Source organism: Citrobacter sp. Cpo040, assembly GCF_030332915.1.
GTDB classification, from domain to species: domain Bacteria; phylum Pseudomonadota; class Gammaproteobacteria; order Enterobacterales; family Enterobacteriaceae; genus Citrobacter; species Citrobacter portucalensis.
Genome location: NZ_JAOWGX010000035.1, coordinates 202,488 through 223,459, shown reverse-complemented (window position 1 = coordinate 223,459; position 20,972 = coordinate 202,488). Strand labels below are relative to the sequence as shown.

Genomic DNA, 20,972 nt, shown 5'->3' with positions numbered 1-20,972 from the left:
TCGCCGAATTCGGCTCTTTTCTGGAGTCGCGTTGATGATTATAAGAAACGGTAGTGGTCGCCAAAGGTTAACTCTGGCGAGCGTCGTAGTTTGTGCGCTGTCCATCAATACAGCATATGGCTGGCAACAAGAATATATCGTTGATGCGATGTCAGGGCATACGGCTGAACGTTATACATGGGACAGCGATCACCAACCACGTTATAACGACATTCTGGAAGAACGTATTCGTTCCACTCAGAACGTGGCGGGTCCCGTGGTAAATCTGGCGGATGAGACGCCTATGGATGCGACCAGCGGCATGAGTATGGGCTGGAACTTCCCGCTTTCAAGGCAGGTGACAACTGGTCCGGTTGCCGCGCTGCATTATGACGGTTCAACCACATCTACTTACAACGAATTTGGCGATAGCGCGACGTCGGTAACGCAGAACGATCCGCTGTGGCATGCCAGCGTGAGTTCGTTGGGTTGGCGAGTCAATTCGCAGTTCGGTGATGTGCGTCCGTGGGCGCAAATCAGCTATAACCAGCAGTTTGGCGAGAATATCTGGAAGGCGCAGTCGGGTCTCAGCCGCATGTCAGCAGCGGGTCAGGATGGTAACTGGGTGGATGTCACCGTCGGTGCAGATATGCTGTTGAACCCGCACATGGCGGCTTACGCGGCGCTTTCGCAGGCGGAAAACAGTACCAACAACAGCGACTATATGTACACCATGGGAGTGAGCGCCAAATTTTAACGTAAGTAATCAGTATATAAACATCTTGATTACATGTTGAGATCAACAATCACACGCACTCCAGCGATAGCGTGTACTAACTCATGCGATAAAATTCAGTAACCCGACTTTTTGTCTCGTCATTCATTCCGCATTCCAGGCATTTCATTCCGTCCTGGCGGCATTTCATGCCGTTTTCTCCTGCTCATAAAAGCGCTTCGGTATGGTTGTTGGCAGAGAATTTCCCATTTTGTTTATGCAGGAAGACTGCCATGAAAACTTCTGATTATCAGCGTACCCGCTGGCTGACACTGATCGGCACCATCATTACCCAATTTGCTTTAGGTTCTGTTTATACCTGGAGCCTGTTTAACGGTGCGCTCTCTTCTAAGCTTGATGCGCCGGTGAGTCAGGTTGCCTTTTCCTTTGGCCTGCTGAGCCTCGGGCTGGCAATTTCTTCTTCCGTCGCCGGGAAACTGCAGGAACGTTTTGGCGTGAAACGCGTCACCATGGCCTCCGGTATTTTACTGGGTGTCGGCTTCTTCTTAACCGCCCACTCTGACAGCCTGATTATGCTGTGGCTGAGCGCCGGTGTATTGGTCGGTCTGGCGGATGGCGCAGGCTACCTGTTAACACTTTCCAACTGTGTAAAATGGTTCCCTGAGCGTAAAGGGCTGATTTCCGCCTTTGCCATCGGTTCTTACGGTCTTGGCAGCCTCGGTTTTAAATTCATCGACAGCCAACTGTTGAGCACTGTGGGTCTGGAAAAAACCTTCATGATTTGGGGCGCGATTGTGCTGGTGATGATCGTCTTTGGCTCCACGCTGATGAAAGACGCGCCGAATCAGGAAGTGAAAACGAAAAATGGCGTGGTTGAGAATGACTACACCCTGGCGCAGTCCATGCGTAAACCGCAGTACTGGATGCTGGCAGTGATGTTCCTGACGGCGTGTATGAGTGGGCTATATGTGATTGGCGTGGCGAAAGATATTGCACAAAGCCTGGCGCATATGGATGTGGCAACGGCGGCAAATGCGGTTACCGTCATTTCTATCGCTAACCTGTCAGGTCGTCTGGTTCTGGGGATTCTGTCCGACAAAATCTCTCGTATTCGCGTTATCACCATTGGGCAGGTCGTTTCGCTGGTCGGTATGGCGGCACTGCTGTTCGCCCCGCTGAATGATGCGACCTTCTTCGCGGCGATTGCCTGTGTAGCATTTAACTTTGGCGGTACCATCACCGTGTTCCCGTCACTGGTGAGCGAGTTCTTCGGTTTGAATAACCTTGCTAAAAACTACGGCGTCATTTACTTAGGTTTCGGTATCGGCAGTATTTGTGGTTCCATTATCGCCTCGCTGTTCGGCGGTTTCTATGTGACCTTCTGCGTTATCTTTGCGCTGTTAATTATCTCGCTGGCACTCTCCACCACCATCCGCCAGCCACAGCGTAGCGTATATACCGAGGCGCACGCCTAAACCTATTAGTAGTCTGATTAATACCTGGCGCATATATTTACAAAAATATATGCGTCATTTGCATTCTCCATAAGCACTTTTTCCCCCTCCTGTGGTCTACTTACCCGCGCCCGTAGACATTTCACTTCTGCTGTTGTCGCATTTTCCCCTGCCTGGTCTGTTTGACTACTGCTCAGGGTGTTTTAATCCCGATTCCCAGGGTTTGTTTGCATGAGATATATTAAGTCGATGACGCAGCAGAAACTCAGTTTCCTGCTGGCAATCTATATCGGTTTGTTTATGAACTGTGCTGTATTTTTCCGGCGCTTTAGCGGATATGCACACGAGTTTACCGTCTGGAAAGGACTCTCTGCGGTTGTTGAATTAGCCGGCACTGTGCTGGTGACCTTCTTTTTACTACGACTTCTCTCTTTATTTGGTCGGCGCGCCTGGCGTGTCCTGACAACGTTAGTGGTGCTGTGTTCTGCCGGTGCCAGCTATTACATGACCTTCCTGAACGTGGTAATTGGTTACGGTATTATTGCCTCCGTAATGACCACGGATATTGATTTATCGAAAGAAGTGGTTGGCTGGCATTTTGTCGTGTGGCTGGTTTCGGTCAGCATTTTACCGTTGGTTCTGATTTGGAGTAATCGCTGCCGCTATACCCTGATGAAACAGATACGTACGCCTGGCATGAGATGGCGCAGCGTGGCGGTAGTTTTACTGGCTGGTCTGATGGTATGGGTCCCGATTCGCCTGCTGAGCATGCAACAGAGAAGCGTTGAGCGAGCAACGGGAATCGATTTACCCAGCTATGGCGGGGTAGTGGCGAATTCCTATCTGCCGTCAAACTGGCTCTCCGCGCTGGGTCTGTACGCCTGGGCACAGGTGGATGAATCCTCAGACAACAAATCGTTGATGAACCCGGCGAAGAAGTTTACCTATGTTGCCCCCAAAAACCTCGACGACACCTATGTGGTCTTTATTATCGGCGAAACGACCCGCTGGGATCATATGGGAATTTTTGGCTATGAGCGCAATACCACGCCAAGGCTCGCCCAGGAGAAAAATCTGGCCGCCTTCCGTGGATATTCCTGTGATACGGCAACCAAACTTTCGCTGCGTTGCATGTTTGTGCGTGAGGGTGGGGCAGAAGAAAACCCGCAGCGTACTCTGAAAGAACAAAACGTCTTCTCCGTGCTCGGCCAGTTAGGGTTCAAGACCGATCTTTACGCGATGCAAAGCGAGATGTGGTTCTACAGTAACACCATGGCGGAGAACATCGCCTATCGTGAGCAGATTGGCGCAGAGCCGCGCAACCGTGGCAAGAACGTTGACGATATGCTGTTGATTACCGAGATGCAGCAGTCTCTGCAAAATAATGAAGATGGTGGCAAGCATCTAATTATTCTGCATACCAAGGGCTCGCATTTTAACTACACCCAGCGCTATACCCGTGATTATGCGCAGTGGAAGCCGGAATGTGTCAATGTTGATAGCGGTTGCTCGAAAGCTGAGATGATCAACTCATTCGATAACTCGGTAACCTATGTTGATCACTTTATTACCAAAGTATTTGATCAACTACGTGATAAGAAAGCGATCGTGTTCTACGCCGCCGATCACGGTGAGTCGATTAACGAGCGCGAGCACCTGCACGGTACGCCGCGTAAAATGGCGCCACCTGAGCAGTTCCGCGTTCCTATGATGGTGTGGATGTCTGACAAATATCTGGAAGACCCCGACCATGCGAAGGCGTTTGCACACCTTAAGCAAGAAGCTGATATGAAGGTGCCGCGTCGTCATGTGGAACTGTACGACACCATTTTGGGTTGCCTCGGTTATACCTCGCCAAATGGCGGTATTAACGAGAATAATAACTGGTGCCGTATCCCGGACGCGAATAAGGCTACAGCCCAGTAACTGAGCTGCTGACTTTCTCACCGATCAAATGGCATTTTGATACTAAGGGATTGACGGGCGCGCAGCTGAGCAGTAAGATGCGCCCCGCATTCGGTGATTGGCGCAGCCTGGTAGCGCACTTCGTTCGGGACGAAGGGGTCGGAGGTTCGAATCCTCTATCACCGACCAAATTAGAAAAGCCCGCTCTCTGAGCGGGCTTTTTGCTTTCCGGAATCCACGAGGATGAGAACCTCCGGGGGCAAGAGGTTCGACTCGAGCGTAGCGAGAGAACGTTGCGTCAGCAACGGCCCGCAGGGCGAGCCACGCAGTGGCGAGTAATCCTCTATCACCGACCAAATTAGAAAAGCCCGCTCTCTGAGCGGGTTTTTTGCATTTGTGGCTTTTGTAGGCCTGATAAGCGAAGCGCCATCAGGCAAAACATCACGCTATAACAGACACTGCCGGATGCGGCGCAAGCGCCTTATCCGGCCTACAGGCGAAGCGCCATCAGGCAAAACATCACGCTATAACAGACATTGCCGGATGCGGCGCAAGCGCCTTATCCGGCCTACAGGCGAAGCGCTGGCAGGGCGTATTTTTTGTTTTTCCGACCCCACGTTTGACCTTCATTTTATCTGCAAAAATTGTGCACCACTTCCCACTGACTGTTAACGATTCTGTGACATATTCCATTGCCTTTTTTTATATTTGCTTGAAACTTTTTTTGCGCTACTTATGGCTGAAGCTGGCATTTTCCGCTGTGCGCTTTAACGTTCATGGTATTAATCGCTCAGATATGCAGCATTAATTTAGAAAGTTTGAATAAATTGCATAAATGTTAATCACCAAATGTTGCGAAATATGAAGATGTTTATTCTGGCATAGTACGCGTAGCACAAATTTCCCTGCTGAAAATGTCCTTCCGCACTTTTTTTAATCTTTGTTTGTGAATTCTCACCGTTGGCGTAAATCACGGTGACCTGTATTGACGTTTTCACATTCTGTTGACAGATTGTAGGGTATGAGGGGCATTTCATGGAGAATCCGCACTGCAACTCAGTCGCTTATGTGAACGGAATCCCCATCCTCTTAACGCCGACCCGGCCGGGTAAAAAACAAAAAAGGCCAGGCGGTGCAAACCCACTGCAAAGGGTAAAACAACAAACATCACATTGGAGCAGAAGAATGAGTATTTCCTTGAAGAAGTCAGGGATGCTGAAGCTTGGTCTGAGCCTGGTGGCTATGACCGTCGCAGCAAGCGTACAGGCTAAAACTCTGGTTTATTGTTCAGAAGGATCTCCTGAAGGCTTTAACCCGCAGCTTTTCACCTCTGGCACCACCTATGATGCCAGCTCCGTACCGATCTATAACCGCCTGGTCGAGTTCAAAACCGGTACGACTGAAGTGATCCCGGGCCTTGCTGAGAAGTGGGAAATCAGCGAAGACGGCAAAACCTACACCTTCCACCTGCGTCAGGGCGTGAAGTGGCAGGACAACAAAGAATTTAAACCGACGCGCGATTTTAACGCCGATGACGTGGTGTTCTCTTTCGATCGTCAGAAAAATGCCCAGAACCCGTACCATAAAGTCTCTGGCGGCAGCTATGAATACTTCGAAGGGATGGGTCTGCCGGATCTGATCTCCGAAGTGAAAAAAGTGGACGATAAAACCGTTCAGTTCGTGCTGACTCGCCCGGAAGCGCCGTTCCTGGCTGACCTGGCGATGGACTTCGCTTCTATTCTTTCCAAAGAATATGCTGACAACATGCTGAAAGCCGGTTCTCCGGAGAAAGTGGATCTGAACCCAATTGGTACCGGTCCGTTCCAGCTGCAGCAGTACCAGAAAGACTCCCGTATTCTGTATAAAGCATTCGAAGGTTACTGGGGCACCAAGCCGCAGATCGACCGTCTGGTCTTCTCCATTACGCCTGACGCTTCCGTGCGTTACGCCAAACTGCAGAAGAACGAGTGCCAGGTGATGCCGTACCCGAACCCGGCAGACATCGCGCGCATGAAGCAGGATAAAAACATCAACCTGATGGAGCAGGCGGGTCTGAACGTGGGCTACCTCTCTTTCAACACCGAGAAGAAACCGTTTGATGACGTGAAAGTCCGTCAGGCGCTGACCTACGCGGTAAACAAAGAAGCGATCATCAAAGCGGTTTATCAGGGCGCTGGCGTTGCCGCGAAAAACCTGATCCCGCCGACCATGTGGGGCTATAACGACGACGTTAAAGACTACACCTACGATCCTGAGAAGGCCAAAGTGCTGCTGAAGGAAGCTGGTCAGGACAAAGGCTTTACCGTTGAGCTGTGGGCTATGCCGGTACAGCGTCCATATAACCCGAACGCACGTCGTATGGCAGAAATGGTTCAGGCTGACTGGGCGAAAATTGGCGTTCAGGCCAAGATTGTGACCTACGAGTGGGGCGAGTATCTGAAACGCGCCAAAGCGGGTGAACATCAGGCGGTGATGATGGGCTGGACCGGTGATAACGGGGATCCGGACAACTTCTTCGCGACCTTGTTCAGCTGTGCGGCAGCGAAAGACGGTTCCAACTACTCTCGCTGGTGCTACAAGCCGTTTGAAGACCTGATCCAGCCGGCGCGTGCGACCGACGATCACAACAAACGTATTGAACTGTACAAGCAAGCTCAGGTTGTTATGCACGACCAGGCTCCGGCTCTGATTGTTGCTCACTCCACCGTGTACGAACCAGTGCGTAAAGAAGTGAAAGGCTATGTGGTTGATCCATTAGGCAAACACCACTTCGAAAACGTCTCTGTCGAATAATTAAAAGCAATTAAGGAAGCGCTGCGCCCCGGTATTGTGTAGGCCGGATAAGCGCAGCGCCCTCCGGCGTAATGCTTTACCCGCGATGCAGTTTGCGTGGGATAAGATTTGTGAGCAATACAGACTCACGGTTCCAGGCCGTGCGTCATTAGAGAGAATCCGGGTTATGTTGCAGTTCATTCTCCGACGTTTGGGACTCGTCATCCCCACGTTTATCGGTATCACTCTTCTCACCTTTGCCTTTGTCCATATGATCCCCGGCGATCCGGTTATGATCATGGCGGGTGAACGTGGGATCTCCCCTGAGCGTCATGCTCAACTGTTGGCTGAACTCGGTCTGGATAAGCCGATGTGGCAGCAGTACCTCCACTATATCTGGGGGGTTATGCATGGTGATTTAGGTATCTCACTGAAAAGCCGCTTACCGGTGTGGGAAGAGTTCGTACCTCGCTTCAAAGCAACGCTGGAACTCGGCGTCTGCGCGATGATTTTCGCCGTCGCAGTGGGTATCCCAGTGGGTGTACTTGCTGCCGTTAAGCGCGGCTCCATTTTCGATCACACGGCAGTTGGCCTGGCGCTGACCGGTTACTCTATGCCGATTTTCTGGTGGGGCATGATGCTGATCATGCTGGTTTCCGTGCAGTTGAACCTGACGCCAGTTTCTGGGCGGGTGAGCGACATGGTGTTCCTTGATGATTCCAATCCGCTAACCGGCTTTATGCTGATCGACACCGCCATCTGGGGTGAAGAGGGCAACTTTATTGATGCGTTGGCGCATATGATCCTGCCTGCGATGGTGCTGGGTACCATTCCTCTGGCGGTCATTGTGCGTATGACCCGTTCATCGATGCTGGAAGTGCTGGGTGAAGATTACATCCGTACCGCGCGCGCCAAAGGCCTGACCCGTATGCGCGTCATCATTATTCACGCTCTGCGTAACGCGATGCTGCCCGTGGTGACCGTTATCGGCCTGCAGGTTGGTACGCTGCTGGCCGGGGCGATTCTGACCGAGACCATCTTCTCGTGGCCGGGGCTGGGGCGCTGGCTGATCGATGCGCTGCAACGCCGCGATTATCCGGTGGTGCAGGGCGGGGTGCTGCTGGTCGCGACGATGATTATTCTCGTCAACCTGCTGGTAGACCTGCTGTACGGCGTGGTGAACCCGCGTATTCGGCATAAGAAGTAAGGGGCCATCATGTCACAGGTTACTGAAAATAAAGTTATTGCTGCACCGGTGCCGATGACTCCGCTGCAGGAGTTCTGGCACTATTTTAAACGCAACAAAGGTGCGGTTGTTGGGCTGGTGTACGTTGTGGTGATGATCCTGATTGCGGTCTTTGCCAACGTCCTCGCACCCTACAACCCGGCAGACCAGTTCCGCGATACGCTGCTGGCTCCTCCCGCGTGGCAGGACGGCGGTACCATGGCGCATCTGTTTGGTACTGATGATGTAGGCCGCGACGTGTTGTCCCGCCTGATGTACGGTGCGCGTCTGTCGCTGTTGGTCGGCTGTCTGGTGGTAGTACTCTCCCTGCTGATGGGCGTGGTTCTTGGGCTGATCGCCGGTTACTTTGGCGGGATTGTTGATAACGTCATCATGCGTGTGGTCGATATCATGCTGGCATTGCCGAGCCTGTTGCTGGCGCTGGTGCTGGTGGCGGTATTTGGCCCCTCGATTGGCAACGCCGCGCTGGCGCTGACGTTCGTGGCATTGCCGCACTATGTCCGTTTGACGCGCGCCGCCGTGCTGGTGGAGGTTAACCGCGACTACGTCACTGCATCTCGCGTGGCGGGAGCCGGCGCGATGCGCCAGATGTTCGTCAACATTCTTCCTAACTGTCTTGCGCCGCTGATTGTTCAGGCGTCGCTTGGCTTCTCTAACGCCATTCTCGATATGGCTGCCCTCGGCTTCCTGGGGATGGGCGCACAGCCGCCTACGCCGGAATGGGGCACCATGCTCTCTGACGTTCTGCAGTTTGCCCAAAGCGCCTGGTGGGTCGTGACCTTCCCGGGGCTGGCGATCCTGTTGACGGTGCTGGCATTTAACCTGATGGGTGACGGTCTGCGTGACGCGCTCGATCCCAAACTGAAGCAGTAAGAGGTTCGAGATGGCGTTATTAAATGTAGATAAATTATCGGTGCATTTCGGCGACGTAGGTTCCGAATTCCGCGCCGTAGACCGCATTAGCTACAGTGTGAATCAGGGTGAAGTGGTTGGCATTGTAGGAGAGTCCGGCTCTGGTAAGTCCGTCAGTTCGCTGGCGATTATGGGACTGATTGACTACCCAGGCCGCGTTATGGCCGAAAATCTGGAGTTTAATGGTCGCGACCTGAAGCGCATCTCTGAGAAAGAGCGTCGCCAGTTAGTGGGCGCGGAAGTGGCGATGATCTTCCAGGACCCGATGACCAGCCTTAACCCCTGCTACACCGTCGGCTACCAGATTATGGAAGCTATTAAAGTGCACCAGGGCGGCAACAAAAAAACGCGTATTCAGCGGGCAATAGACCTGCTGACGCTGGTGGGTATCCCCGATCCGGCCTCACGTCTGGATGTATATCCTCACCAGTTGTCCGGTGGGATGAGCCAGCGCGTGATGATCGCGATGGCGATAGCCTGTCGTCCGAAACTGCTGATTGCCGACGAACCGACAACGGCGCTGGATGTGACTATTCAGGCGCAGATCATCGAGCTACTGCTGGAATTGCAGCAAAAAGAGAACATGGCGCTGGTCTTAATCACGCACGATCTGGCGCTGGTGGCTGAAGCGGCACACAAAATCATCGTGATGTACGCCGGCCAGGTGGTAGAAACCGGAGCCGCGCAGGATATTTTCCGCGCGCCGCGTCATCCTTACACCCAGGCGCTGCTGCGCGCGCTGCCTGAGTTTGCTCAGGATAAAGCACGTCTGGCCTCGCTGCCGGGCGTGGTTCCCGGGAAATATGACCGCCCGAGCGGCTGTTTGCTGAACCCACGCTGCCCCTATGCGACCGACAAATGCCGCGCTGAAGAACCTGAACTGAACCTGCTGGAAGGCGGTCGTCAGTCGAAATGCCACTACCCACTTGATGATGCCGGGAGGCCTGGGCTATGAGTACGCAAAAGGCCGCTTTGCCACAGCCGCTGTTGCAGGCTATTGATCTGAAAAAACACTACCCGGTGAAAAAGGGCATGTTCGCCCCGGAGCGCCTGGTGAAAGCGCTGGACGGCGTCTCCTTTACCTTAGAGCGTGGTAAAACGCTGGCGGTGGTAGGCGAGTCGGGCTGTGGGAAATCCACCCTTGGCCGCCTGCTGACGATGATTGAAGTCCCGACCGGCGGTGAGCTGTATTACCAGGGACAGGATCTGCTTAAGCACGACCCGCAGGCGCAAAAGCTGCGTCGGCAGAAAATCCAGATTGTATTCCAGAACCCGTACGGTTCCCTGAACCCGCGTAAAAAAGTGGGACAGATTCTGGAAGAGCCGCTGCTGATCAACTCCACGCTCAGCAAAGAGGAACGTCGTGAAAAAGCGCTGGCGATGATGGCGAAAGTGGGGCTGAAAACCGAACACTACGACCGCTATCCGCATATGTTCTCCGGCGGTCAGCGTCAGCGTATTGCCATCGCTCGCGGTCTGATGCTTGATCCGGACGTGGTGATTGCCGATGAACCGGTCTCAGCGCTGGACGTTTCGGTGCGTGCGCAGGTGCTGAATCTGATGATGGATTTGCAGCAGGAACTGGGGCTGTCATACGTCTTTATCTCGCACGACCTGTCGGTGGTCGAGCACATTGCCGATGAAGTGATGGTGATGTATTTAGGCCGCTGCGTGGAGAAAGGGACGAAGGACCAAATCTTCAATAATCCGCGTCATCCGTACACGCAAGCGCTGCTCTCCGCAACGCCGCGTCTGAACCCGGACGATCGCCGTGAGCGTATCAAGCTGACCGGTGAACTGCCAAGCCCGCTGAATCCGCCGCCGGGCTGCGCGTTTAACGCCCGCTGCCGTCGTCGCTTTGGTCCGTGTACCCAGCTTCAGCCGCAGTTGAAAGATTACGGCGGTCAACTGGTGGCGTGTTTTGCCGTTGACCAGGATGAGAACCCACAGCAATAAACCTGGGTTATGACCCGATAACCGGAGCCTTGTGCTCCGGTTTTTTTATATTTTCTCTTTACGTCCACAATGTGAGTCCTTTGGCAGAACATTATTCCACAGCGTCTAGAATGTAGTCAGATTCCCTCTAGTCACAGAAATATCTATTTCGCAGTTGCTAACTACCAGGAGCAAATGTGGTCACGATACGCTGGGATATTAAAACAATTGATCGTCTGTCGATGGTTGAGGATGTCCTGAAGGAGTTTTCCTGCTGTGATATCAATATCATCTCCATGAAAGTCACGCCTGGGCGGATCCTGATTAAATCCTGGTGCCGCCAGCTACAGGATATTTCCTGTGTGCAATCCTGTTTAAGCCAGCGCGCCGATATTATTCATGTCGCTTACCTCTGTGAGGAGATAAGTGAGCTGTCAACGCCGGAGCCGGAACGGCCGCGCTATTTCTCTGACATTATTTGCAGCAGCCAGAGCATGCACGCGCTTATCGAAAAGGCGATAAAAATTGCCGACAGCAAATATACCGTTCTGATCCGTGGCGATACGGGGACCGGTAAAGAGCTGCTGGCCCGGGCTATCCATAATTCCGGGCAGCGACGTTTTTATCCGTTTATTCCGGTCAACTGCTCTGCGCTACCTGAGTCGCTAATGGAGAGTGAATTCTTTGGCTATGAGAAAGGGGCTTTCAGCGGCGCGGATTGTAAAGGCAAAAAAGGGCTGTTTGAAATGGCCGATAAAGGCACCCTTTTTCTCGATGAGTTTGGCGAAATGTCGCTGAGCTTACAGGCTAAACTCCTGCGCGTGCTTCAGGATGGCGGGATTCGGCGCGTTGGCGGAGCGCATATTATTCCGGTCAATGTGCGCATTATTGTGGCAACCAATGCCAATCTGGAAGAGATGGTGGAACAACGTCTGCTGCGCGCCGATCTCTATTACCGCATCAACGTGCTTTCACTGACCATTCCACCTTTGCGCGAGCGCCCACAGGATATCAGCCTGCTGATTCGCCACTTTGTGCAGAAATACGCGAAGGAATTCCAGCGGCGGATCATTCTGGATAAAGCCTGTTTTGATGCCCTGCACCATCACACCTGGCCGGGAAACGTGCGCGAACTGGAAAATACCATTATTCGCCTGATGCTGATGGCGGAATCCGATGTTATTACGCGGGAAGAATTAGGGATGGTGAATTTGCCTGCCGTTGAGCGGGGCGCGACAGAACGTCCTTTTAAAGAGCAGGTTCTCTGCGCTGAACGCCAGCTCATTGAACAGATGGTGGAAGATAATGTGTCGTCACGGCATATCGCCAAAGCGCTGGGTGTGTCGCACACCACGGTGCTGAATAAAATTCGCGGCTATCAGCTGGAGAGTGTGGGTTAAGCGCCGCCAGCGTCTGACGGCGCGATATACATGGGTTATTCAATCAGCTTCAATAAGGGCGACAGGCACAGCAGAATTCCGTACAGCAGGATCAACCAGGTTTTCAGTCCGCGCAGTTTTTCCAGTTGCGTTACTTTATAGATCAGGAAGAACGGAATAATACACGACACAATCCCGTAAAGCGGGCTACCTAACTGGAAGAACACCAGTACCGATACGCGAAATGACACCCAAATGACCAGGGTGATAACAATAAAGGTGCAAATACCCAGCGTAAGCACCAACGGATTAATTTTCTCAACGTCAATGACGCGGCTCAGAACGTTGAGAATAATACCTTTGATCGCTTCGTGGAATCCCAGATAAATACCAAAGAACGCGGTTAATACGGCGAAGATATTTAATACCGTTGAGGTGATATGAATAATCTGCCCAGGAATGACCTGAGCCGCCAGCGCCAGTGCTGAAATATTTTGTTCGAAAGCCGAAACGGCCTCTTCATGGCTAATGGAAAAGGTAAAAGAGAAGGAGAAAAACAGAATGACAGCAATCAGAGTAATGTAACTGATGCGATGCGTACGGATTGCCATACGCGTAGCCAGCACCCGGTCTGCCACCCGTTTGCGGTAGGCGATGTTCATTGGGTTCAACACCTGAATAAACACCGCTGAGAAGAAGCAAAACGGGATGGTTAGCAGTACATCACGAAAGAAGACCGATGCTTCAGGGAAGGCGCTGATATTAGCGAAGTTCCAGTGCGGAACCATCGCAAAACCAAATACGATGATGATACCCACTTTGACCACCACCATCGGGCCGGAGATTTTGAACAGCAGCTTTTCTCCCCCGGAAGCAATGGCGACCAGCACGGCAAAAATGGCCACTTTGTAGATTATCGATTGTGAAAGATCGGCCTCGGTCAAGCCGAAGGTTTTAATATATGAGGCGCTGTCAAAAACCACGGATAAAGAATAAATAAATATGCCGTGAATAATCATCAGGAAATAGATGACGCCAAGAAATACGCCCCAGTTTTTTCCCAGGTAATGACTTATAATATCCGTGTAGTCATTACAGGTTTCGCTTTCTGATAATGTTTTTAAATAAATATCCTGCACAATATAAGTTGCCGGATAAGCAATAATAAAGGCAACGATAAATACCCAAATGCCTGTTAAGCCAATTTGTACCGGCATCAGTACCGTTCCGGCACCAATGGCCATGCCGATACACAGTAATACCCAGCCAAAATCGTATTTCGTAAACGGTATTTTTTTTGAGAATGGTACGGCGGTTGCTGTATTGTTGCTTAATTGTAATGTGTTGTCCTGCATAGAACCCCCTGCCCAAAATACACGTTCTCCCCGAAAGAGGATCGCGTGTATTGCCAGACTGTTGTGCCTTGATTCTCAACAACCTGAACCGAACGGCGTCGGTTCAGGCCATATTGGTCAGAATGTTGCCTTTCTGATGGCGTGTTCAAGGTCGTTAATAATATCTTCTGGATCTTCAAGACCCACAGAAAGACGGATAAGCCCGTCGGTAATACCTGCTTTGAGCCGTTCCTCAGGTGCAACGGGCGAATGTGTCATAGACGCTGGGTGCTGAATGAGGGTTTCGGTATCACCGAGACTGACCGCGAGGAGGCACAATTCTACAGAATTGATCATCCGCCTACCAGCCTCGAGGCCGCCGGCGATTTCGAAGCTGATAATTCCACCTGGCAGGCTCATTTGCCGCTGGCCCAACTCATACTGTGGATGCGAAGTCAGGCCAGGATAATACACCCGAGTAATAGATGGATGCCCTTCGAGGAAGCGGGCTATTTTCAGCGCATTTTCACAGTGGCGTTCCATACGAATGCCCAGCGTTTTAACGCCGCGCAGTGTTAACCACGCATTGAAAGGACTCATGCAGCCGCCGGTGATATCTTTCAGGCCTACAAACCGCGCCTGGTCGATAAACTCCTGCTTACCAACAATGATGCCGCCAATCACATCCCCGTGACCGTTGATATATTTGGTGACGCTGTGAACCACAATATCCGCGCCCAGTTGCAAAGGCTGCTGACAGTACGGCGACATAAAGGTGTTATCCACCACCAGCAATGCGCCCTGTTGATGGGCGATACCGGCAACCGTTTCAATGTCGACCAGCGACAGCGTTGGGTTGGCGGGCGTTTCGATATACACAACTTTGGTTTCTGGTCGCATGGCGGCGCGGATTTCTTCAGGCTTTGCCGCGTCGACAAAGCTGACGTTAATCCCAAACTTCGGCATGCTGTGCGACAAAAACGCGTGGGTGCAGCCGTAAATCGCGCTGGCGGAAACGATATGGTCACCCTGCTGGCAAAGCGTCAACAGCGTTGTGGTGATAGCAGAAATACCGGACGCGGTTGCCAACCCGGCTTCACCTCTTTCCAGTACCGCCAGCTTTTTCTCCAGCGCATCGGTGGTGGGGTTACCCAAGCGGGTGTAAATGTACCCGGACTCTTCGAGCGCAAAGCGAGCGGCACCTTGTTCGGCGCTGTCAAAAACAAACGTTGAGGTCTGGAAAATAGGCGTACTAAGCGCGCCAGTTGAAGGGTCGGGTTGTTGCCCCGCGTGAACGATCTGGGTGTTGAATCCGTAAGTACGACAGTCAGACATGATATCTCCTTTAATTCGGAACAGAACAGCTCACAGTCAAATAGCAATCGCTGTGCCAGAAAATGAACTGATAGATATCAATGTGTTATGTTTTTGTCTGAACTAATGGTCGGCAGAAATGTTGCCAACTGGAAAGAATCTTTCCAGCGTGCTGGTGAGAAAATGGGTGAATTGCGAGGCGCTACGCAGAGCGCAATATTGCGCAGTGATATGGCAAGTGGGCTGCCGTAGAATCAGCGGCAAGCCGGGAATTCCCGGTGAGGCGCAATGTTGCGGGGGCTTGATCCCCGGCGGCATCGGTTGCTGGAAAGAGAAAACCCCCGCACGTTGTTCGGTATAAACCAGGCAACAAGACGGGGGCTAACTTGACTCCAGACAAGTTAAGGATAGCCGCGAACAGTTGCCATTGCAACACAGGCGGCTATATGACGCTCGCACAGTTAGGCGTGGCCTTCTGGCACGATTTAGCGGCTCCCATCATCGCTGGCACCATTGCCAGCCTGATTGTGAACTGGCTGCGTAACAGGAAGTAATGCGCTTTGTGGGCGTCTGCCTGCCGTGATGGCAACATGCGCCCGAACCAAGCCGCAGGGGGCGACCTTGCGGCCTTTTTCGGCTTAAATGCAGATAAATCTCGTCGCCAGGTGCCTATCCTGTCGCGATAATGCACGCTGGGAAGTTTTCAGATACCGCCTCTCTTAATACCGCTACGATCGGGTATACTCTGACGGCAGTTTCGTCTATCCGTGGAGAGTCAGTTTGCGTGTCAGTCGCTCGTTAACAATTAAGCAGATGGCAATGGTTGCGGCCGTTGTTATGGTGTTCGTTTTTATTTTTTGCACCGTTTTGTTGTTCCATCTGGTCCAGCAAAACCGCTATAACACGGCTACGCAACTGGAAAGTATCGCTCGCTCCGTCCGTGAGCCTCTGTCGGACACTATCCTGAAAGGGGATATTCCCGAAGCGGAAGCCATTTTAAAAAGTATTCGGCCAGCGGGCGTGGTAAGTCGCGCCGATGTGGTGCTGCCCAATCAGTTTCAGGCGTTGCGGATGAGCTTTATCCCTGAACGCCCCGTTCCTGTTACGGTGACTCGCCTGTTTGAGCTTCCGGTACAAATTTCGCTGCCGATCTATTCTCTTGAGCGTTCAGCTAACCCGCAACCGCTGGCGTATCTGGTACTGCAGGCGGATTCGTACCGTATGTACAAATTCGTGATGAGTACGCTCTCGACGTTAGTGACCATTTACTTACTTTTGTCGTTAATACTGACCGTCGCCATCTCCTGGTGCATTAACCGCTTGATTGTGCACCCCTTACGTAAAATTGCTCGTGAGCTGAACGACATCCAACAGCAGGATCTGATTGGCTATCAACTGGCATTGCCGCGTCTACATCAGGATGATGAGATTGGTATGCTGGTGCGTAGCTACAATCTTAATCAGCAGTTGATTCAGCGACATAGCGAAGAGCAAAGCGACTTTGCAATGCGTTTCCCGGTTTCCGAACTGCCCAATAAGTCGTTTTTAATGGGGCTGCTGGAGCAGGTTGTTACCCGCCAGCAGACGACGGCGCTGATGATTGTCACCTGCGAAACCCTACGTGACACCGCGGGTGTGTTAACCGAAACTCAGCGGGAAATCCTGCTGCTTACGCTGGTCGAAAAACTCAAGTCGGTATTAGCCCCCAGGATGGTGCTTTCCCAGGTGAGTGGCTATGACTTCGCCATCATCGCCCATGGCGTAAAAGAACCCTGGCACGCTATTACTTTAGGTCAGCAAGTACTCACTATCGTTAACGAGCGATTACCTATTCAGGGTATTCAACTGCGTCCTACCTGCAACATTGGGGTAGCAATGTTCTATGGTGATTTGACCGCAGAACAGCTTTACCGCCGCGCTCTCTCGGCCGTATTAACCTCGCGCCATAAGGGTAAAAATCAAATTCAGTTCTTTGATCCGTTACAGATGGAAGAGGCGCAGCAGCGTTTGACGGAAGAGAACGATATTCTTACCGCGCTGGATAATCGTCAGTTCGCGCTTTGGATGCAGCCGCAGGTGGAAATGTCCAGCGGTAAGGTATTGAGCGCAGAAGCATTATTGCGGATGCAGCAGCCGGACGGAAGCTGGGAGTTGCCCGAAGGGTTAATCGACAGGATTGAGTCCTGCGGCCTGATGGTGACGGTTGGTTACTGGGTGCTGGAAGAGACGTGCCGCCAGCTGTCAGCGTGGCAGGAACGGGGTCTGATGCTGCCGCTGTCGGTGAATTTGTCCGCACTACAGCTGATGCACCCGAGTATGGTCTCGGACCTGCTGGAGTTGTTAAACCGCTATCGCATCAAGCCTGGTACGTTGATCCTGGAAGTGACTGAAAGCCGACATATCGATGATCCCCACGCCGCGGTGGCCATTTTGCGCCCATTGCGTAATGCGGGAGTACGTATCGCACTGGATGACTTTGGCATGGGGTATGCGGGCCTGCGACAGCTGCAGCACATGAAGTCGCTACCGGTGGATGTCCTCAAAATCGATAAGATGTTTGTCGATGGGGTACCTGAGGATTGCAGCATGATCTCCGCCATCATTCAGTTGGCCCACAGCCTTAATTTGCAGATGATCGCCGAAGGTGTCGAAACCGAAGCGCAGCGTGAATGGCTATCACATGCCGGGGTGGAAGTGGCACAAGGGTTCCTGTTTGCCCGACCGGTTCCGGCAAATATCTTCGAAGAACGTTATCTGGCGCCGGAAAGCGCTGATTACAAAAGTTAAAAAAGGTCTCGCTTGTGCGAGCCAGCTCAAAATTTTTAACATTTTTGTATCAATTATGATCCAGGTACATTTCTGTCAAGTTGTGTGGGTGTTACTTTAAGGCCGCAGGTTAAACAAAACCTTACAAGACCTGTGGTTTTTACTTTAAGGACACCCTATGAAAACCTCTATATTCAAAAGCCTTTACTTTCAGGTCCTGACAGCGATTGCCATTGGTATTCTCCTTGGCCATTACTACCCTGAATTAGGCGCCCAAATGAAACCGCTTGGTGATGCCTTCGTCAAGCTCATCAAGATGGTCATCGCACCTGTCATCTTCTGTACTGTCGTTACCGGCATTGCAGGCATGGAAAGTATGAAAGCTGTAGGCCGCACCGGTGCGGTTGCACTGCTTTATTTTGAAGTGGTCAGTACGATTGCGCTGATCATCGGTCTTATCATTGTTAACGTGGTGCAACCCGGTGCCGGGATGAACGTCGATCCGGCGACGCTGGATGCCAAAGCGGTTGCGATTTACGCCGAACAGGCAAAAGACCAGGGGATCGTAGGTTTCCTGATGGATATTATCCCGGCGAGCGTCATTGGCGCGTTTGCCAGCGGTAACATCCTGCAGGTATTGCTGTTTGCAGTAATGTTTGGTTTTGCGCTGCATCGTCTGGGCAGCAAGGGCCAGATGATTTTCAACGTGATTGAAAGTTTCTCGCAGGTTATTTTCGGCATCATCAATATGATCATGCGCCTGGCGCCTATCGGTGCTTTCGGTGCTATGGCCTTTACCATCGGTAAATATGGCGTCGGAACGCTGGTGCAACTGGGTCAGCTAATCATCTGCTTCTACATCACCTGTATTCTGTTTGTGGTGCTGGTGCTGGGTTCAATTGCGCGCGCAACCGGCTTCAGTATCTTTAAATTCATCCGCTATATCCGTGAAGAGCTGCTGATCGTTCTGGGTACTTCTTCTTCCGAGTCTGCGCTGCCGCGTATGCTCGATAAGATGGAAAAACTGGGCTGTCGGAAGTCGGTTGTCGGATTGGTTATACCCACGGGCTACTCGTTTAACCTTGATGGGACATCAATCTATCTGACGATGGCGGCGGTGTTTATCGCTCAGGCGACCAACAGCCACATGGATATCTTCCATCAGATAACCCTGTTGGTGGTGCTCCTGCTCTCCTCAAAAGGTGCAGCGGGTGTGACCGGGAGTGGCTTCATTGTTCTGGCCGCGACTATCTCTGCGGTGGGGCATTTACCGGTTGCAGGCCTGGCACTGATTCTTGGTATTGACCGCTTCATGTCTGAAGCCCGTGCGCTGACTAACCTGATTGGTAACGGTGTTGCAACTGTCGTTGTGGCTAAATGGGTGAAAGAATTGGATACCAAAAAGCTGGATGACACGCTGAATAATCGTGCGCCGGATGGCAAAACGCACGATTTATCCTCTTAATCTCGTCACTTATGCCCGTAGTCCCTTCCAGGACTGCGGGCGTTTGCGCATAATTACCCCCTGTGCCTGAAACCGTCGATTCGGCGGCTCGGGATTTTTTCACTTCTTCCGTGACATTTTTATGTTCTCGCGGTCTAACACGAAGTGTTTTTAACGTCATATTCAGAGAGTCCTTTCGAGGGCTGTCTTTTTATTTCCAGGATAGTTGATCAGGGGTTCACATGCAGGGCACAAAAATTCGACTTTTAGCGGGCGGCTTGCTGATGATGGCCACTGCCGGCTATGTGCAGGCAGATGCGCTCCAGCCTGATCCAGCGTGGCAACAGGGCACGCTGGCAAATGGTTTACAGTGGCAAGTGTTAGCCACTCCCCAGCGTCCGAGCGACCGTATTGAGGTTCGCCTGCTGGTCAATACCGGTTCACTCACCGAAAGTGCGCAACAGAGTGGTTTCAGCCATGCGATCCCGCGTATCGCGCTGACGCAAAGCGGTGGCCTCGATGCCACGCAAGCCCGTTCACTGTGGCAGCAGGGGTTCGATCCCAAACGTCCCATGCCGCCGGTTATCGTTTCCTACGATTCCACGCTGTATAACCTCAGTCTGCCTAACAGCCGTAACGACCTACTGAAAGAGTCACTTTCTTATCTGGCAAATATCTCCGGTAAACTGAGCATCACCTCTGAAACGGTCAATCATGCGCTGAGTAGCGAAGACATGGTTGCAACCTGGCCGTCAGATACCAAAGAAGGGTGGTGGCGTTACCGTCTGAAGGGATCGACCCTACTGGGGCACGATCCTGCCGATCCGCTGAAAACGCCGGTAGACGCGTCGAAAATTCAGTCTTTCTACCAGAAATGGTATACCCCGGACGCGATGACGCTGATCATCGTCGGTAACGTTGATGCACGCAGCGTAGCTGAGCAAATCAATAAAACCTTTGGCGAGTTAAAAGGAAAACGCGAAACGCCTGCACCGGTTCCCACGCTCTCTCCGCTGCGAGCAGAAGCCGTGAGTATTATGACCGATGCGGTACGCCAGGATCGCCTTTCCATCATGTGGGACACGCCATGGCAGCCGATCCGTGAATCTGCCGCGCTGTTACGTTACTGGCGCGCTGATTTAGCCCGTGAGGCGCTGTTCTGGCACATTCAGCAAGAGCTAACCAAAAACAATGCCAAAGACATTGGCCTCGGATTTGACTGCCGGGTGCTGTTCCTGCGCGCGCAGTGCGCGATTAACGTTGAGTCGCCGAACGATAAGCTGAACGCCAATCTGGGTACGGTTGCGCGTGAGCTGGCGAAAGTGCGTGATAAGGGACTGCCGGAAGAAGAGTTCAATGCGCTGGTAGCGCAAAAGAATCTGGAACTGCAGAAGCTGTTTGCCACCTATGGTCGTACCGATACCGATATTTTGATCAGCCAGCGTTTGCGCTCGCTGCAAAATCAGGTGGTGGATATTGCGCCTGAACAGTACCAGCGTTTACGCCAGAGCTTCCTCAACAGCCTGAGCGTTGAGATGCTGAATCAGGATCTGCGTCAGCAGCTGTCGCAAGATATGGCGTTAATTCTGCTGCAGCCGAAGGGCGAACCTGAATTCAATATGAAGGATCTGCAGGCGACGTGGGATAGCATTATGGCGCCCGTTACCGCAGCGGCAACGTCTGTTGAAACGGATGAATCACACCCTGAAGTGACGGATATCCCGCCTGTACAGTAAAGGGTATCGTAACCTGTAAGCCGGGCAAGCGAAGCGCTCCCGGCTTACCCAGTGCCGGAT

At 52.2% G+C, this 20,972-nt stretch carries 15 protein-coding genes, 1 tRNA gene and 1 other RNA gene; 15 read left to right on the top strand and 2 right to left on the bottom strand.

Annotation, left to right across the window (positions count from 1 at the left end; all coding sequences use genetic code 11):
* Positions 1-34: 34 nt before the first annotated feature.
* The 11 genes from OGX86_RS13995 (at position 35) to OGX86_RS13945 (ending at position 12,339) form a co-directional block, all read left to right on the top strand.
* Positions 35-736 (top strand): autotransporter outer membrane beta-barrel domain-containing protein, encoded by a 702-nt coding sequence (locus tag OGX86_RS13995; RefSeq protein ID WP_048227291.1) that lies wholly within the window; start codon positions 35-37, stop codon positions 734-736.
* 251 nt (positions 737-987) lie between these two features.
* Positions 988-2,190, top strand: coding sequence for an L-lactate MFS transporter (locus tag OGX86_RS13990; protein ID WP_020996062.1), 1,203 nt, complete (start codon positions 988-990; stop codon positions 2,188-2,190).
* Positions 2,191-2,400: 210 nt separating this feature from the next.
* Positions 2,401-4,095, top strand: a complete 1,695-nt coding sequence (eptB, locus tag OGX86_RS13985) for a kdo(2)-lipid A phosphoethanolamine 7''-transferase (RefSeq protein WP_032945323.1) — start codon at positions 2,401-2,403, stop codon at positions 4,093-4,095.
* A gap of 91 nt (positions 4,096-4,186) precedes the next feature.
* A tRNA-Pro gene (locus OGX86_RS13980) sits at positions 4,187-4,263 on the top strand.
* Positions 4,264-4,297: 34 nt separating this feature from the next.
* Positions 4,298-4,430, top strand: a non-coding RNA gene (locus OGX86_RS13975) — RtT sRNA.
* Positions 4,431-5,259: 829 nt separating this feature from the next.
* Positions 5,260-6,867 (top strand): dipeptide ABC transporter periplasmic-binding protein DppA, encoded by a 1,608-nt coding sequence (gene dppA, locus OGX86_RS13970; protein WP_136391383.1) that lies wholly within the window; start codon positions 5,260-5,262, stop codon positions 6,865-6,867.
* Between the two features lie 166 nt (positions 6,868-7,033).
* Positions 7,034-8,053, top strand: coding sequence for a dipeptide ABC transporter permease DppB (gene dppB, locus OGX86_RS13965; protein ID WP_032945322.1), 1,020 nt, complete (start codon positions 7,034-7,036; stop codon positions 8,051-8,053).
* A 9-nt stretch (positions 8,054-8,062) separates the two neighbouring features.
* Positions 8,063-8,965 carry a dipeptide ABC transporter permease DppC gene (gene dppC / locus OGX86_RS13960; protein WP_048215338.1) on the top strand — a complete coding sequence of 301 codons (903 nt, stop codon included), beginning with the start codon at positions 8,063-8,065 and terminating at the stop codon, positions 8,963-8,965.
* Between the two features lie 10 nt (positions 8,966-8,975).
* Positions 8,976-9,959 (top strand): dipeptide ABC transporter ATP-binding protein, encoded by a 984-nt coding sequence (gene dppD / locus OGX86_RS13955; protein WP_003024317.1) that lies wholly within the window; start codon positions 8,976-8,978, stop codon positions 9,957-9,959.
* A complete protein-coding gene (gene dppF / locus OGX86_RS13950) occupies positions 9,956-10,960 on the top strand; it encodes a dipeptide ABC transporter ATP-binding subunit DppF (protein ID WP_003827418.1) in 1,005 nt (334 codons plus the stop codon). Before dppD ends, dppF begins: the two co-directional genes overlap by 4 nt.
* Positions 10,961-11,136: 176 nt before the next feature.
* Complete coding sequence (locus OGX86_RS13945) at positions 11,137-12,339, top strand: sigma-54 interaction domain-containing protein (protein ID WP_048215339.1); 1,203 nt, start codon at positions 11,137-11,139, stop codon at positions 12,337-12,339.
* Between the two features lie 35 nt (positions 12,340-12,374).
* On the opposite strand, the gene OGX86_RS13940 is transcribed toward OGX86_RS13945, so the two are convergent.
* Both OGX86_RS13940 and megL read right to left on the bottom strand, forming a co-directional pair.
* Positions 12,375-13,673, bottom strand: coding sequence for an aromatic amino acid transport family protein (locus OGX86_RS13940; protein ID WP_043018665.1), 1,299 nt, complete (start codon positions 13,671-13,673; stop codon positions 12,375-12,377).
* Positions 13,674-13,790: 117 nt separating this feature from the next.
* Complete coding sequence (gene megL / locus OGX86_RS13935; RefSeq protein ID WP_008786414.1) at positions 13,791-14,987, bottom strand: methionine gamma-lyase; 1,197 nt, start codon at positions 14,985-14,987, stop codon at positions 13,791-13,793.
* 425 nt (positions 14,988-15,412) lie between these two features.
* Here megL and OGX86_RS13930 point away from each other — a divergent pair, with 425 nt between their 5' ends.
* The 4 genes from OGX86_RS13930 (at position 15,413) to OGX86_RS13915 (ending at position 20,912) form a co-directional block, all read left to right on the top strand.
* Positions 15,413-15,520, top strand: a complete 108-nt coding sequence (locus tag OGX86_RS13930; protein ID WP_286640220.1) for a type I toxin-antitoxin system toxin Ldr family protein — start codon at positions 15,413-15,415, stop codon at positions 15,518-15,520.
* A 226-nt stretch (positions 15,521-15,746) separates the two neighbouring features.
* Positions 15,747-17,753, top strand: coding sequence for a biofilm formation regulator HmsP (gene hmsP / locus OGX86_RS13925; RefSeq protein WP_075551226.1), 2,007 nt, complete (start codon positions 15,747-15,749; stop codon positions 17,751-17,753).
* A 157-nt stretch (positions 17,754-17,910) separates the two neighbouring features.
* Entirely contained in the window at positions 17,911-19,197 is a 1,287-nt protein-coding gene (gene dctA, locus OGX86_RS13920) for a C4-dicarboxylate transporter DctC (protein WP_008786411.1), read from the top strand.
* A 221-nt stretch (positions 19,198-19,418) separates the two neighbouring features.
* On the top strand, positions 19,419-20,912 hold the full coding sequence (locus OGX86_RS13915) for a M16 family metallopeptidase (RefSeq protein WP_048227288.1): 1,494 nt from the start codon (positions 19,419-19,421) through the stop codon (positions 20,910-20,912).
* Positions 20,913-20,972 lie beyond the last annotated feature (60 nt).

Excerpts from the sequence above, each read along its gene's own strand:
- OGX86_RS13995 (WP_048227291.1), top strand. The coding sequence starts at position 35 with ATGATTATAAGAAACGGTAGTGGTCGCCAAAGGTTAACTCTGGCGAGC.
- OGX86_RS13990 (WP_020996062.1), top strand. The coding sequence starts at position 988 with ATGAAAACTTCTGATTATCAGCGTACCCGCTGGCTGACACTGATCGGC.
- eptB (WP_032945323.1), top strand. The coding sequence starts at position 2,401 with ATGAGATATATTAAGTCGATGACGCAGCAGAAACTCAGTTTCCTGCTG.
- dppA (WP_136391383.1), top strand. The coding sequence starts at position 5,260 with ATGAGTATTTCCTTGAAGAAGTCAGGGATGCTGAAGCTTGGTCTGAGC.
- dppB (WP_032945322.1), top strand. The coding sequence starts at position 7,034 with ATGTTGCAGTTCATTCTCCGACGTTTGGGACTCGTCATCCCCACGTTT.
- dppC (WP_048215338.1), top strand. The coding sequence starts at position 8,063 with ATGTCACAGGTTACTGAAAATAAAGTTATTGCTGCACCGGTGCCGATG.
- dppD (WP_003024317.1), top strand. The coding sequence starts at position 8,976 with ATGGCGTTATTAAATGTAGATAAATTATCGGTGCATTTCGGCGACGTA.
- dppF (WP_003827418.1), top strand. The coding sequence starts at position 9,956 with ATGAGTACGCAAAAGGCCGCTTTGCCACAGCCGCTGTTGCAGGCTATT.
- OGX86_RS13940 (WP_043018665.1), bottom strand. The coding sequence starts at position 13,673 with ATGCAGGACAACACATTACAATTAAGCAACAATACAGCAACCGCCGTA.
- megL (WP_008786414.1), bottom strand. The coding sequence starts at position 14,987 with ATGTCTGACTGTCGTACTTACGGATTCAACACCCAGATCGTTCACGCG.
- OGX86_RS13930 (WP_286640220.1), top strand. The coding sequence starts at position 15,413 with ATGACGCTCGCACAGTTAGGCGTGGCCTTCTGGCACGATTTAGCGGCT.
- dctA (WP_008786411.1), top strand. The coding sequence starts at position 17,911 with ATGAAAACCTCTATATTCAAAAGCCTTTACTTTCAGGTCCTGACAGCG.
- OGX86_RS13915 (WP_048227288.1), top strand. The coding sequence starts at position 19,419 with ATGCAGGGCACAAAAATTCGACTTTTAGCGGGCGGCTTGCTGATGATG.